12 protein-coding genes are annotated in these 13,785 nt (G+C 74.0%); 3 read left to right on the plus strand and 9 right to left on the minus strand.

Annotated features, from left to right (window positions below):
- Nucleotides 1–112: 112 nt before the first annotated feature.
- Together ASL10_RS03445 and ASL10_RS03450 are read right to left on the minus strand one after the other, a co-directional pair.
- The gene (locus tag ASL10_RS03445) at nt 113–1,084 is read right to left on the minus strand and encodes an AraC family transcriptional regulator (RefSeq protein WP_235452359.1); all 972 of its coding nucleotides are present in this window, start codon (nt 1,082–1,084) and stop codon (nt 113–115) included.
- A gap of 358 nt (nt 1,085–1,442) precedes the next feature.
- Nucleotides 1,443–2,378, minus strand: coding sequence for an NmrA family NAD(P)-binding protein (locus tag ASL10_RS03450; RefSeq protein WP_056044323.1), 936 nt, complete (start codon nt 2,376–2,378; stop codon nt 1,443–1,445).
- 401 nt (nt 2,379–2,779) lie between these two features.
- Between ASL10_RS03450 and ASL10_RS03455 the strand changes: the two genes are divergently transcribed.
- Nucleotides 2,780–3,160, plus strand: a complete 381-nt coding sequence (locus tag ASL10_RS03455; RefSeq protein ID WP_043597691.1) for a hypothetical protein — start codon at nt 2,780–2,782, stop codon at nt 3,158–3,160.
- 311 nt (nt 3,161–3,471) lie between these two features.
- Here the strand turns inward: ASL10_RS03455 and ASL10_RS03460 are convergent, their stop codons facing one another.
- From ASL10_RS03460 to ASL10_RS03480, 5 genes are all read right to left on the minus strand, one after another.
- Nucleotides 3,472–4,017 carry a cysteine hydrolase family protein gene (locus tag ASL10_RS03460; RefSeq protein ID WP_056044326.1) on the minus strand — a complete coding sequence of 182 codons (546 nt, stop codon included), beginning with the start codon at nt 4,015–4,017 and terminating at the stop codon, nt 3,472–3,474.
- Nucleotides 4,018–4,043: 26 nt separating this feature from the next.
- Nucleotides 4,044–5,348: a PP2C family protein-serine/threonine phosphatase gene (locus ASL10_RS03465; RefSeq protein WP_056044329.1), complete on the minus strand. Its 1,305-nt coding sequence runs from the start codon at nt 5,346–5,348 to the stop codon at nt 4,044–4,046.
- A 173-nt stretch (nt 5,349–5,521) separates the two neighbouring features.
- Complete coding sequence (locus ASL10_RS03470) at nt 5,522–6,613, minus strand: nuclease-related domain-containing protein (protein WP_056044332.1); 1,092 nt, start codon at nt 6,611–6,613, stop codon at nt 5,522–5,524.
- Nucleotides 6,614–6,680: 67 nt separating this feature from the next.
- Entirely contained in the window at nt 6,681–7,949 is a 1,269-nt protein-coding gene (gene chrA, locus ASL10_RS03475; protein ID WP_369794358.1) for a chromate efflux transporter, read from the minus strand.
- A gap of 73 nt (nt 7,950–8,022) precedes the next feature.
- Nucleotides 8,023–8,667 carry a GNAT family N-acetyltransferase gene (locus tag ASL10_RS03480; RefSeq protein ID WP_162234589.1) on the minus strand — a complete coding sequence of 215 codons (645 nt, stop codon included), beginning with the start codon at nt 8,665–8,667 and terminating at the stop codon, nt 8,023–8,025.
- A gap of 135 nt (nt 8,668–8,802) precedes the next feature.
- Here ASL10_RS03480 and ASL10_RS03485 point away from each other — a divergent pair, with 135 nt between their 5' ends.
- The gene (locus ASL10_RS03485) at nt 8,803–10,113 is read left to right on the plus strand and encodes an amidohydrolase (protein WP_082460113.1); all 1,311 of its coding nucleotides are present in this window, start codon (nt 8,803–8,805) and stop codon (nt 10,111–10,113) included.
- Nucleotides 10,114–10,171: 58 nt separating this feature from the next.
- Here ASL10_RS03485 and ASL10_RS03490 read toward each other — a convergent pair whose 3' ends face one another.
- Entirely contained in the window at nt 10,172–10,672 is a 501-nt protein-coding gene (locus ASL10_RS03490) for a MarR family winged helix-turn-helix transcriptional regulator (RefSeq protein ID WP_235452360.1), read from the minus strand.
- Nucleotides 10,673–10,732: 60 nt separating this feature from the next.
- Between ASL10_RS03490 and ASL10_RS03495 the strand changes: the two genes are divergently transcribed.
- Complete coding sequence (locus ASL10_RS03495) at nt 10,733–12,094, plus strand: FAD-dependent monooxygenase (RefSeq protein WP_235452362.1); 1,362 nt, start codon at nt 10,733–10,735, stop codon at nt 12,092–12,094.
- A 240-nt stretch (nt 12,095–12,334) separates the two neighbouring features.
- Here ASL10_RS03495 and ASL10_RS03500 read toward each other — a convergent pair whose 3' ends face one another.
- Nucleotides 12,335–13,780 carry a PTS ascorbate transporter subunit IIC gene (locus ASL10_RS03500; protein WP_369794359.1) on the minus strand — a complete coding sequence of 482 codons (1,446 nt, stop codon included), beginning with the start codon at nt 13,778–13,780 and terminating at the stop codon, nt 12,335–12,337.
- Between the last annotated feature and the right edge of the window lie 5 nt (nt 13,781–13,785).

Genomic DNA, 13,785 nt, shown 5'->3' on the forward strand with positions numbered 1-13,785 from the left:
TCGGACCCGCGGGGTGACCCGGCCCGGCGTCGGGTTGGTCGATCCCGTGTCTCTCACGGTCGTCGAGCCTGCACGCAGCCCTCGGTAGCGACCCGCGCCTCCTCGTCCCCGCTCAGCGACCGGACGAGGCGCGGAGCGTGTCGGAGGGGCGCTCGCCGAACCGTTCCGCGTAGGCCGCGGCGAAGCGGCCGTGGTGCGTGAACCCCCAGCGGGCCGAGACGTCGGTGACGCTCGAGTCCCCGGGTCCCGCGGCGACCAGGTCGGTGCGCACACGTTCGAGCCGCAGCCGTCGGAGGTAGGCCGTCGGGGTCGTGTCGAGGGCCCGGCGGAAGCCTTCCTGCAGGCTGCGGACGCTCGTGGCGGTCGCCGCCGCCAGGTCGGCCACGCTCCAGTCGCGGCCCGGATCGGCGCGCAGCAGCTCGATCGCGCGGGCGACCGCCCGGCCGCCCGACTGCGGCACGGGAGCCCGCAACGCCTCGGAGTGGTTGTGGCCCTGCGAGAGGAGCAGGGCGTGGACGAGCGATCGTTCGAGGTTGCGGACGGCGAGCGGGTGCTGGAGGACGCCGTCCTCTCGCCGGGACGCCTCGTCGACGACTCGTACCGCCTGCAGCACGACCTGTCCGCCCGTCGCCAGGTCGAGCTCCGCGTCGAATTCGAGCCGGGCGACGGACGTCGACTCGAGCAGGTCCTCGAGCTCGCGCTGCAGTTCGGCGCGGGGGATCATCAGGGCGATCTGCGCGAAGCCGTCGCCGCAGTCGAGGTCGACCGGTCGGCCGGGCATGAAGACGCCTCCGGACCGGGGTGTCGCGTCGACCCGCCGCCCGCCGGCTGCGCGCAGGACGGCCCGACCCGCCGTGGGGATGTCGACGTGGTAGTTGTCCGGCTCGGCCGTCCGGAGGCGGACGGCCCGGTCGAACCTCATGTAGCCGAGCGTCAACCGGCCCGTGCTCACGGCGTTCAGTTCGAGCCCGAGGTGGCCGGAGGGGCTCGCCGTCGGGAACTCGACGGGGAGGAAGGCCTCGCCGAGGACGCGTCGTGCCTCGTCGACGCCGTGACACGTGGCGACGCGGTGTCCGGCGAACACTTCTGGACCCTCCGCGAGCATCTTTCGACGCTACCGACCCTCGGGGGCGGGCAGAACAGCCCCTCGCGCGAATCGGCCGGGACCCCGCGTCCGGCGGATGGTGGCCCGGCTCGGTCGCTGCCTACCGTGGAGGTCCGCCGTTGCTCACCACTCGGCGATGAACGGTGGCCCTACCCGTCGGGGGGAAGGGCCACCGTTTTCTCGGCGCGGGAAGGCTCGGGCGGGCAGGCGCGGGCGGACAGGCAGGCGCGGGCGGGCGGGCAAGCTCGCGCGGGCAGGCGCGGGCGGGCAGGCAGGCGCAGGCGGGCAGGCGCGGGCGGCGTCCCGGGTCGGCGACCCGCGCCTCCTCGTCCCCTGGTCAGGCGGGAGTCGACACCGAAGAACGCGGCGCGGCACCGGTCCGTGTCGCGAGGACGTCGCGCACGGTCGTCCAGCGTGCGGGACCGTAGCGATCGTTGTCGACGTGCCTCAGCTGCGCGTCGCCGCTGAACATGTTGACGAAGTACTGCATGCCCTGCCAGGCGGGGAAGGTGTCGTCGCCCTTCGACGTGCGACGCATGACGGCCGCCATCGCCGACAGGGTCCCGGTCGTGCCGGCCCACTGCGGCTTGAAGGACGTGCCGGTGAGCTCGCTCATCGTGCGGGCGACCTGGCGGGCCGTGACCCGGTCGCCGGCGACCTCCACGACGCGCGGCGCCTCGGGGTCGAGCGCGACCCGGGCGACGACGTGGGCGACGTCGTCCTTGGTCGTGAAGTCGAGCACCTGGTCGGCCGACGACCAGAACAGCACCCGCTTGCGGTCGAAGAGGACCAGGGGTGCGTCCCCGGTCAACAGGTCGGTGAACATGCCGTTCAGCACCGACGTCGCCCGGATCGGGGCCGCGTCGACGTCGGCCGCGAACTCGCGACGCAGTTCGAAGTTGCGGTTGCTGCCCGGCGGGATGCTGCGGTAGTCGGCCGAGTAGTCGGAGGGCACGAACCGGGGCACACCCGCCGCGACGGCGGCCTTCAGGAGGGCGCGCTGCGCGTCGACGATCACGGCGCGGGTGCCGCTGACGGCGGACACGACGACGTCGGCGCCGCGGGCGGCGTCGGTCAGGGCGGGCACGTCCGTGTAGGAGGCGCGGGTCACCTCGACCCGGTCGTCGTCAGCGAACAGCGTGGTCGCGCCGGTGCTGCCGGGGCGGGTCAGGACGCGCAGGCGCACGTCGTCCGTGGTGTCGCGGAGCAGTTCGCGGGCGATGCGCTGGCCGAGGTCGCCGGTCGCGCCGGCGAGGAGGACGGTGGTGGTCATGGGGGAGTGGCTCGTTCCGTCGGAGGGTCAGAGGCCAGTCTGCGCGCTCGACGGCGGTGCGGTGCGGTGCGGTGCGGCTGGTGGGGTCGGGTGCTGCGGATCGCCCGGCGCCGGGACGTGGGCACCACGCCAGGTTGTGGGCACGACGCCAGGTTGTGGGCACGACGCCAGGACAAGGGCTGGCGCTGTGCTCACATCCTGGCGTGGTGCGTGGTGCGTGGTGCGTGATGCGTGATGCGTGATGCGTGGTGCGTGGTGCGTGGGGGAGGGGACGTCCTCGGGGACGCGACCCGCGCCTCCTGCGGCCCGGCGGTGCCGGTCGTGCGCACCCTCATCACCCGGAGGGGAGCACGATGGCGGGGACCCGTGGCGCCCGTGCACGGGCGAACGGAGAGAGCCGCATGAGCACCACCGACCCCGACGACTTCGTCACCCGCGCCGCACGACGGGCCCGTGAACTCATCGACACCTCCGACGTCGTGCCGCCCGTGGCACGCGGTGCCCTGCACGACCTCGCGGGCCGGGCCGAGACCGTGGTGCGCGACGTCACCGACCGGGCCGGGTCGTCGGCCCACGACCTGGTCGACCGCGCCGAGGTGATCGCCGACCGGGCCGAGAAGACCGTGCGCGACGTCGCCGAGACCGTCACGATCGCCGCGATGGAGGCCACCGACCAGGCCCACCAGCGCTACCGCCGCCGGGCCCGCGTCACCAACGCCGTCGGCGCCACCGTCATCACCGGGCTCGTGGTCGCGCTGGTGGCGAGCAGGCGTCGGGGGTAGCAGGCGTCGGCACCGGCGCCGCCGCCGAGCTGCCGGCCCGCCGGCACCGCTGGCCTGCCGTCCCGCAGTCCGGCCGGCCCGCCACCCCGCCACCCCGCCACGAAGTGAACACCCCGCCACGCAAAAAGATGGCGGGGTGTTCACTTCGTGGCGGGAAGACCCGGAGCGGCACGGAACGGCGCTCGGCGTCCGGCGTCCGGCGTCCGGCGTCTGGCGCCCGGTGCTCGGCGTCCGGCGTCCGGCGTCCGGCGCCCGGACGGCGGGCGGGACGGACGGGAGCGTCACGCGGTGTCCCGCGTCACCCAGGCCGCTCAGGCGGCGAGCAGCACCTCGCTCGTGACGACGGTCGCGAAGCTGCCGTCGAGGGCGGCCATGAAGGCGGCGTGCACGTCGCGGCCGGCGACGGTCGTCCCTGCGTGCACGAGGTCGGGGGCCGCGCAGGCGTCGGTGACGACGGTGCAGGCGAAACCGAGCTCGTGCGCGGCCCGCGTGGTCGAGTCGACGCACATGCTGCTCATCATCCCGACGATCACGAGTTCGGTCACGTCGCGCTCGCGGAGGCTGGCCTCGAGTCCTGTGCCCACGAAGCTGTTCGGCACGTGTTTCTCGACGACCAGCTCGCCGTCGTGGGGTTCGACGGCCGGGTGGAACGCGAGGCCGTCGGTCCCGGGCCGGAAGAACGTCGCGCCCTCGCCGGTCGAGACGTGGAAGACGTGGACGACGGGCTCACCCGACGCCCGGAACGCCTCGAGCACGTCACCGGCGGCAGCGGCGGCCGCCTCGGGCTCGACGAGCGGGAACGCGCCCCCGGGGAAGTAGTCCAGCTGGATGTCGACGATGAGCAGGGCGCGGGTCATCGGGCCAGCATGCCAGGCCGCGGGGCTCAGGGACGCGCCGGCACCGACGTCGGCACGAGCGTCGTCGCGACCACGGTCACGTCGTCGCTGCGGTCGCGCTCGAGGGCGAGCCGCTCGACGACCTCGACGATGCGCGCCGGCTCGGGCGTCGCGGCGAGCAGTCGCTCGAGGTCGTGCAGCGCCTCGAGTTCGACGGGGAACAGGTCGAGCACGCCGTCGCTGACACAGACGAACACGTCGCCGTCGTCGAGCTGTGAGCGGTGCCGGTGCCAACCGGTGCCCACCCCGATGGGCAGGTCGGCCGAGTTCAGGCGGTCGACGGCCCCCGAGGCCCGACGGATGAAGGCCAGGCCGTGCCCCGCGTCGGCCCAGAGCACGCCGCCGTCGGCGTCGATGCGCGCGTGGAACGACGTCGTGAACTGCGTCTCGGTGTCGTACGCGCTCGTCGTCAACCCCACGGAGGCGCGGTGGAAGGCCTCGGCCGGGTCGCCGTCGTCGACGCTGCTGCGGATCACCGAGCGCACCGCCGCCGCGATCATGCCCGCGCCGACGCCCTTGCCCATGACGTCGCCGACGGTCACGGCGATGCCGGTCGAGGTCGGGTACCAGTCGAAGAAGTCGCCGCCGACCTCGCGGGCCGGCACGCAGGCCCCGAACACCGCGAAGGCGTCGGGCAGGGTCGAGGCGTCCGGCGGCAGCAGCGACTGCTGCACCACGGCGGCCCGGTTGAGCTCGCGCTCGAGGGCGTGCTGCTGGGCTCGCGCCCGCTCGAGTCGGGCCTTCGCCTGCCGGGCGAGTTCGTTGACCGCCGCGGCGACGGTCGCGTAGACGACCAGGGCGAACGCCAGCCGGATCAACTCGCTCGGGCCCCGACCGTCCGCGGTGAACAGGTACGGCAGCAGCAGGGTGACGGACGTTCCGACCAGGGGCAGCAAGACGTTCCGCCGACCGGGCCAGGACGCGACCCAGACGACCGCGAGCAGCACGATCGGCAGGAAGACCGATCGCTGGTCACCCGTGCCGTACCGCAGCAGCCCCACGGCGACGAAGTCGGCCGCGGGCACCAGCAGCTCCCACCGCCGGAGCCGGGTGTGGCGGGCCATCGTGGCGGCGAACGCCAGGGCCGCGACGGCGACCGCCACGCTGAGCCACATCGTGACCGCGTCGGTGACGATCAGCCAGGGCAGGGTGGCGCTGAGCACCGCGGCCAGCGCGATCAGCAGGGCGATGAACGACTGCCGGAACAGCGGCACCTTCTCGACGGGCACGCGTCGCAGGGCCGTGTTGAGTGCCCGTCCGATCGCGTCGGCGCCCTCCGTCACGCGTCCCATGCCGGTCCCCTCGCCCCTGGATCGCCCGTCGACCACAGGTGTCGTCTTGTCTCGTCTTCCTGACGACGCTACAGGGTGCGGCCGACGGGCCGCGGACCCGGGGAGGCGCGGTGTGGGCGGAACCGGCACCGTGCCTCCTGGGGGCGAGGCGTCGTCCACAGGCGACGCCTGACTCACTCGGTCCGGTCGGACCCCTGGGCATCCTGGGCGGCGGCGGCGGCGGCGGTCGCGGTGGCGGTGGCCTCCGGCTCGCGGGCTGGGGCCGCCGCCTCGGGAGCCGTGGCCTCCGGCGCCGACGCGACCCGCGCCTCCTGGGCGTGGGCGCCGAAGCGCAGCACGTCGGCGCCGTACGACGCGAACAGCCGGGCGAGGTCGTCGACCCGTGCCCGGGACAGCTTCTTCGTCGGACGCGAGGTCAGTTCGCGGACGACGCCCGCCAGCTGGGACCGGTGCGACACGATCACCGTGGCCGCACCTCCGTCGGTGGCGTCGCGCTCGGTCGCGAAGACCGTCGCGTCGCGGTGCGAGTAGAAGACGCAGGTGTCGAACCAGAGCCGGACGCCGGTCTCGGCCTGCACCCGGTCGGACAGCCGCTGCGCCTGGCGCCGCACCTGCGACGCGGGGGCCTCGCGGCCGAGGTGGGTGCGCACGGTCAGCACGGTGGGCGAGTCCTTGACGACCTGCAGCGCGAACGGCGGCGTCATGGTGCTCTCGTCGAACAGGCCCGCGAACGCCGGGAACACGCTGCTCGGGGTCAGGCCGTCGAAGACGATGCCGTTCCAGCCCTTGTTCTCGATCACCATCACGCCGGTCTCGGCGAGCAGGACGTGGTCGACCTGCGCGACGAACCGCGAGGAGGCGCCGGTCGCCACGGGAACGAAGACCACGTTGGTCAGCAACACCGCGTCCACGCCCAGCTGGCGGCAGGCGTCGGCGATGTCGTCGCGCGAGGTGGCCTCCCACTTGAGGCCGGACGCCACGAGGTCGCGGGCCTGCTTCGCCTCGGTGAGGGCGGCCTGACGCTCGGCGCCCAGGGCGTCGCGCTCGCGGGCGTGGTCGGCGGCGGCCTGGGCGAGGGCGTCGTCGTGGGCCGCGGCGAGGGCCTCGTGCTGCTCGCGGGCGGCCCGGGCCTGCTCGTCCGCGGCCGCCTTCGCGGCGGCCAGGGCCCGCTTCGCCCGCGCCCGCAGCACGACGGCGACGACGATCAGGGCGACGAGCAGAACGGCGGCGATGATCCACGGGACGAGGCTCTGGTCGAACGGCATGCCTCCAGCAGAACACGGGGTGCGGGCGGCGCGAGGGTGCCTCGCCGGGTCCCGCCCGGTCGGGGGGTCAGGCGGGCAGGGCCCCGAGCAGCAGCCCGCCGGCCGCCGCCACCGCGACGACGGCCCACGGCGGGGTCCGCCACACGACCAGCAGCACGAAGCAGACGAGCGCCAGGCAGAACGGCGCCACCCCGGTGATCGCGGTCGTGACGACGGGGTCGTAGAGGGCGGCGACCAGCAGGCCCACGACCGCCGCGTTGGCCCCGCGCATCAGGGCCCGGACCGGTGCCCGGCTCCCCAGGGCGTTCCAGAACGGCAGCACCCCGACGAGCAGGAGGAACCCGGGCGCGAAGATGGCGACGGTCGCGAGCGCGGCCCCGAGCGCGCCTCCCGGCCCGATGTCGGCCACGGTGCCGAGGTAGGTCGCGAAGGTGAACAGCGGGCCCGGGACGGCCTGGGCGGCTGCGTAACCCGTCAAGAAGGTGTCGTCGTCGACGAAACCCGGCTCGACCAGGCCGGCGTGCAACAGCGGCAGGACGACGTGCCCTCCGCCGAAGACCAGGGCGCCTGCCCGGTAGAAGACGTCGACGAGCGCGATCGACCCCGACCCCGTCGCGGCGGCGACGGCGGGAAGGCCGACCAACAGGGAGGCGAAGGCCACGAGGCAGACGACGCCCGCGGCCCGCGAGACGGGGAACCGGAGGGGCTCGGGATGGACGGCGCGCACCGCCGCTCCGATCGTCGGGTCGGACCCCCGACAGAAGGCGAGCCCGGCCAACACCCCCAGCGCGATCGCCGAGAGCTGCCCGGCCGGGCCGGCCAGCGCCAGCGCGAGGACGGCCGCGGCCACCGCGATGCTCGCCCGCGTCGGGTCCGGTGCCAGCGCGCGGGACATGCCGATCACGGCATGGGCGACGATCGCGACCGCGCCGATCCCCAGCCCCGTGACGATCGCCGAGCCCACCGGACCCTCGAACAGGCCGACGCCGGTGGCGATGACGAACATCACGAGTGCCGACGGCAGGGTGAAGGCCACGAAGGCGACGAGCGCTCCGACGGGCCCCGCCCGGAGCAGGCCGAGCCCGAACCCGACCTGGCTCGACGCCGGGCCCGGCAGGAACTGCGCGATCGCGACGAGGTCGCCGTACGCGGTCTCGCCGAGCCAGCGTCGCCTGCTCACGGCCTCGGCCCGGAAGTACCCGAGGTGCGCGACCGGGCCGCCGAACGACGTGACCCCGAGCACCGAGAACGCCGCCAGCACCTCACGCACCCGGGCCGCGCTGCGGCTCGACGGCTTCTCGGGTCGGGCCGTCGGATCGGGTGCGCGCTCGGTCACGAGGTCATCGTGGCAGGTGGCCGCCCCGCGCGGTACCGCGGCCACGAAGCCACTCGCGAGGAGGCGCGGGTCGTCACCCCGGGAGGCCGCGACCCCGCCAGGTCCCCAGCTCGGCGACCTCGCGCCAGCCGAGGCTCTCGTAGAGGCGGCGACCGTCGACGCTCGCGAAGAGCAGACCCGTCGTCGCTCCTCGGGCGGCGGCCCCGTGCTCGAGGCCGGCCATGACGCGGCTGCCCAGCCCGCGCCTCCGGAAGTCGGGTTCGGTCGCGATGCGGTCGAAGACGACGTCCTCGCCGACGACCGCCGCCTGGCCGCGGGCGGCGACGACGCCGTCGACCTCGACCCGGACGTGCACGACCCGACCGTCGCCGTCGCCGTCGACGATCACGCCCGCGGGCAGCGGCCGCGCCGACACCTGGCTCGTCATCATCCGCTCGGCGTGCGTCACGGCGTCGAGCCGGGCCAGGGTCGCGCGGGCGACGTCGTCGAGGGGGCCGATCACCGACAGCCAGACGTCGGGCGCGGTCGTCTCGTCGACGAGGCGGGTGAGCTCGTCCGGGGTCGGCCGGCCCACGATCCGTTCGACGGCGCGGGTCGCGGCGGCGACGTCGACCCGCCAGGCGTCGCCGTCGCGGTGACGGGCGGCGCCACGCGAGAGCGCCCAGCCCTCGACCCACCGGTCGACGAGCGGGATGAGGCCGTCGGTCGTCTCGATCACCCCTCGAGCGTAGGCCGGGTCGGCGACCACGAGGGGCGGCGAGAGGGCGGCGGGCACGTGGCACGTGGCGAGTGACGGGGGTGGTGGGTAGCGTCGTCGCCACGAACCACCCACGCACCACCAGAGGAGCACCTCATGACCTCGACCGGCACCGACCAGCCGCGCCCCCTCCCCGACGACGTCCGGCCGCCCGCCGTGGGCGCCCCGCTCGACGAGTTGTACCGGCATCTCCACCGACACCCCGAGTTGTCGTTCCACGAGGACGCGACGGCCGCGATCGTCGCGGCCGAGCTCACCGCCCTCGGCTTCGAGGTGCACACCGGCGTCGGGGGCACGGGTGTGGTCGGCGTGTTGCGCCGCGGGGACGGCCCGACCGTGCTGCTGCGCGCCGACATGGACGGACTGCCCGTCGCCGAGGCCACCGGCCTGGACTACGCCAGCACGGCCCGAGGCACCGACCCCGACGGGCGCGACGTGCCGGTGATGCACGCCTGCGGTCACGACGTGCACGTGACCTGCCTCGTCGGTGCCGCACGCCGACTGGCGACCGGCGACACCTGGTCGGGCACCCTCGAGGTGCTCTTCCAGCCCGCCGAAGAGCTCGGTGCCGGCGCCCGCGCGCTCGTCGCCGACGGGCTGCTCGACCGCGTCCCCACCCCCGACGTCGTCCTCGGCCAGCACGTCGCGCCGTTCCCGGCCGGTCTCGTCGCCCTGCAGTCCGGCCCCGCCTTCGCCGCGCAGGACGGCATCCGCATCACGTTCCACGGCCGGGGCGGCCACGGATCACGCCCCGACACGACGGTGGACCCGATCGTCATGGCCGCGGCCGCGGTGCTGCGATTGCAGACGATCGTCTCGCGCGAGACCGCTGCCGCTGATCGGCTCGTCATCACCGTCGGGTCGATCCACGCGGGCACCAAGAACAACGTGATCCCCGACACCGCCGAGATCCTGATCAGCATGCGGTCGTTCGACGAGCACGTCCGAGAGCGGGCGCTCGCCGCCGTCACGCGAATCGCCGAGGGCGAGGCCGCGGCGGCCGGCGCACCGCAGCCGCCCACCGTCGAGCACTACGAGAGCTTTCCGGCCGTCGTGAACGACCCGTCCGCGGCGGACCGCACCCGCGCCTCCTTGGTGCGTCGTTTCGGCGAGCAGCAGGTCATCGCTCCCGGGCCGGTGACGGGCAGCGAGGACGTCGGCATCCTCGCCACCGCGGCCGGTGCGCCGTGCAGCTTCTGGCTGCTCGGGGGTGCCGACCCCGCGTCGTTCGCCGAGGCGACGTCGGCCGCGGACGTGCCGCGGATCGTGGCTCAGCTGCCGTCGAACCACTCGCCCCTCTATGCGCCGGTCGTCGAGCCGACCCTGACGAACGGCGTGGACGCACTCGTCGCGGCGGCCCACGAGTGGCTGGCGGATCACGGTGCGTCAGGAGGCGCAGGGCACTGAGCGCACGGCCGCGCGCCTCGGTACGTCGTGACGTCTCGTCGACGAGCTCAGGGCGGCCTCAGGGCGTCGCGTCGTCGTACACGGCGATCAGTCGGTCGAGGAAGCCCTGCACGACCGCCCGCTCGGCCTCGTCCATGCCGTCGACGAGGTGCTCGATGCCGTCGATCATCGGCAGCACCTGCTCGTAGGCCCGGTCGGCCGAGGCTTGCTCGGCCGTGACGATCAGCTTGCGGCCGTCGGAGGGGTGTCGCTCGCGCCGCACGTGACCGGCCGACTCGAGGCGGTTCAAGACCAGGGTCATCGCGGCCGTCGACACCTCGACGCGGCGCGCCAGCTCGCTCGGGGTCGCCGGGCCGGTCGTGATCAGGTGGTCCATGGCGTCGAGCCCGGCCCGGTCGACGCCGAGACGCTCGGCCAGGTGCCGCTCGAAGCGCTGCTGCCGGACGGCCACCTGCTGCACGCGGGCACGGATGTCGTCGGCGGGCAGCTCGCGACCGTCACGCCGGGCCCGGGTGCGGTCGTCGCGATCGGGGCGGTCGTGGGGGTCGATGTCGGTCACCACTCAACGATAGCCGTGTAGATTGCCAATATCGTTGATAATCAATCCAGGGAGCAATTAGTGACCATCCCCACCACGCGCACCCGCGTCCTCGTCTCGGGTGCCAGCATCGCGGGGCCTGCCCTCGCCTACTGGCTCGACCGCTACGGCTTCGAGACGACGATCGTCGAACGGGCCCCCGAGCTGCGGACCGGCGGGCAGAACGTCGACGTCCGCGGTGCGGGCCGCGAGGTCGTGCGCCGCACGGGCCTCGAGGACGACGTCCGCGCCGCCACCACGGGTGAGGTCGGCACCCGGTTCGTCGGGCCGACGGGCCGCACGGTCGCCGAGTTCCCGGCCGGCACCTCGGACTCCGGAGGCGCGACCGCCGAACTCGAGATCCTGCGGGGGGACCTCGCGCGGCTCCTCGTCGGGCGCACCACGAGCGACGGCCGGGGTCGTGGCACCACGTACCGCTTCGGCGACCGCATCACCGGCATCCGGGAGGACGGCGGGGTCGGGGTCGGCGGCGGGGTGGGGGCCGCCGGCGCCGCCGCTGATGCCGCCACGGGAGGCGACCCGACGACCACCGCGGCCTCCGCGCTCGCCGGCACCGCGCCTCCCGGATCCGGCTCGCGGCGCGTCGTCGTCTCGTTCGAGCACGCTCCCGACGAACGCTTCGACCTCGTGGTCGCCGCCGACGGCATCGGCTCGTCGACGCGGCGCCTGGTGTTCGGCGACGAGCCGACGATCCGGTCGCTGGGGCTCGAGACCTCGTACGCGACGATCCCGCGCACGGCCGCAGACGACGACTGGTGGCGCTGGTACAACGCCGCCGGGGGTCGCTCGATCACCCTGCGGCCCGACCCACACGGCACGATCCGCGCCGCGATGTCGTTCGTCACCGACCGCACCCGTGAGCGGGGCGGGGCCGAGCGCCGCACCGTCGCAGAGCAGCGGGCCCGACTGCACGAGATCTTCGACGACGCGGGCTGGGAGGCCCGACGCGTGCTCGACGGCTTCGACCACGCGGACGACCTCTACTTCGAGTCGATCGGGCAGGTGCAGGCGCCGCGCTGGTCGTCGGGCCGGGTCGTTCTGCTCGGCGACGCCGCGTACTGCGCCTCGCCGGTGAGCGGCATGGGCACGAGCCTGTCGCTGGCCGGGGCGTACGTGCTGGCCGGCGAGCTCGCCTCGCACCGACACCACCGCGACGCCTTCGCCGGGTACGAGCGGCTGATGCGGCCCTACGTCGAGCAGGCGCAGCAGCTGCCGCCGGGGGTGCCGCGGGTCGCCAACCCGAGGTCCCGCGCGGGCGTCGTGGTGTTCCACGCCGGGGTGCGGCTCGCGTCGACCCGGGTCGCGGGTCGGCTCGGCGCGCGCTTCTCCACCCCGCCGGCCGACGCGCTCGACCTGCCCGACTACGCACACCTCGAGCCTTGACGCCCTGACGCTCCCGTCGAGTGGTCCCGGATCGTCCTCCACCCCGCCGGGAAGGACGATCTGGGACCACTCGACCGAGCAGTCGGGACGAGGAGGCGCGGTGCAGGCGTCCGACGGAGGGCCCGGACACGAGCGGCGCGGCCCGGACGTGCAGGACGGGCGGGCCCGGGGGAGGCGGGCGTCCGGAGACGCCCGCTCACACCGGACCCGCCCGTCCTGGCAGGAGATCGGCCGGTCGGCCTAGCGGGCCGAGGCGGTCTCGCCGACGCGCGTGCCGTCGGCGTCCGTCGGAGCATCGGCGGAGCCGTCGCCGGCACCGCCGTCGCGGCCACCGGCCCGGCGGGCACGGGCCCGCACGAACAGGCTCGACGCGTAGACCAGCACGAGCGAGGCGAGGATCGCGACGATGACGGCGATCTGACCGCCGGCCAGGCTGATCTGGCCGAACAGGATGCCGACGACGCCGTAGTCCGAGTCGGAGAACGTCGAGTTCGACAGTCCGATGTCGCCGAGCACCGGCAGCAGGAACAGCGGCAGGAACGTGATCGCGAGACCGTTGGCGAAGGCACCGAGCACGGCACCGCGTCGACCGCCCGCGGCGTTGCCGATGACGCCCGAGGCGGCTCCGGTCATGAAGTGCGCGACGACGCCGGGGATCACGATGGCGGTGCCGGCGAAGATCATCACCGACATGCCGACGATGCCGCCGACGAAGCTCGCGAGGAACCCGATCAGCACGGCGTTCGGGGCGAACGTGAACGTGATCGGGACGTCGAGTGCGGGGATCGCGTTCTTGACCAGGCGCTCGCTGATGCCCTTGAACGCGGGCACGATCTCGGCCAGCACGACGCGCACGCCGGCGAGGATCACGAAGACGCCCGCCGAGAAGGTCGCGGCCTGCATGACGACGTAGACGATGTAGTTCTGGCCGTCGCTCAGCTCGGTCTCGACGAAGGCCGACCCGGCGAACAGGGCGACGATCACGTAGATCACGGCCATCGACAGGGCCACGATCACCGTGGTGTCGCGCAGGAACCCGAGCCCCTTCGGGAACGTGATGTCTTCCGTGGACTTCGACCGGGTGCCCTTGCCGCGGGTCAGCGTCGCGACCAGGCCGCTTAGGGCGACGCCGGCACCGCCGGTGTGGCCGAGGGCGACGTCGTTCGAGCCGGTGACCTTGCGCATGAAGGGCTGCACGATCGCCGGCGACAGCGTCGTGACGAGACCCTGCAGCAGAGCACCCCAGAGCACGACGCCCCAGACCGGGAACCCGGCGACGCCGAGGATCACGGCGATCATCGCCGCCATGTAGAAGGCGACGTGGCCCGAGAGGTAGATGTACTTGAAGTGCGTCGTCGCGGCCAGCAGCACGTTGACGATGAACCCGAAGAAGAAGATCAGCGCGGCGGCCGAGCCGTAGTCGAGCAGCACCTGGCCGACGATGGCCTCGTTGTTCGGCACGACGCCCTGGACGTTGAAGGCCTCTTGGAACATGGCGCCGAACGGGTCGAGCGAGGCGACGACCACGCCGGCTCCGGCGGCCAGCACGAGGAACCCGACGAGGGTGCGCACGGTGCCCTTGAGCACGTCGCTGAACGCCTTGCGCTGCAGCAGCAGCCCGACGAGCGAGATCAGCGCGACGATGATCGCGGGCTGGCGGAAGACGTCCAGCAGGACGGAGAGCACGCCCT

The organism is Frigoribacterium sp. Leaf8, assembly GCF_001421165.1.
In the GTDB taxonomy this organism is placed as follows: Bacteria; Actinomycetota; Actinomycetes; order Actinomycetales; family Microbacteriaceae; genus Frigoribacterium.

Coding starts and splice junctions, on each gene's coding strand:
- ASL10_RS03470 (WP_056044332.1), bottom strand. CDS start 6,613: ATGCCGTTCGACCAGAGCCTCGTCCCGTGGATCATCGCCGCCGTTCTG.
- ASL10_RS03450 (WP_056044323.1), bottom strand. CDS start 2,378: ATGACCACCACCGTCCTCCTCGCCGGCGCGACCGGCGACCTCGGCCAG.
- ASL10_RS03465 (WP_056044329.1), bottom strand. CDS start 5,348: ATGGGACGCGTGACGGAGGGCGCCGACGCGATCGGACGGGCACTCAAC.
- ASL10_RS03455 (WP_043597691.1), top strand. CDS start 2,780: ATGAGCACCACCGACCCCGACGACTTCGTCACCCGCGCCGCACGACGG.
- ASL10_RS03460 (WP_056044326.1), bottom strand. CDS start 4,017: ATGACCCGCGCCCTGCTCATCGTCGACATCCAGCTGGACTACTTCCCC.
- ASL10_RS03485 (WP_082460113.1), top strand. CDS start 8,803: ATGACCTCGACCGGCACCGACCAGCCGCGCCCCCTCCCCGACGACGTC.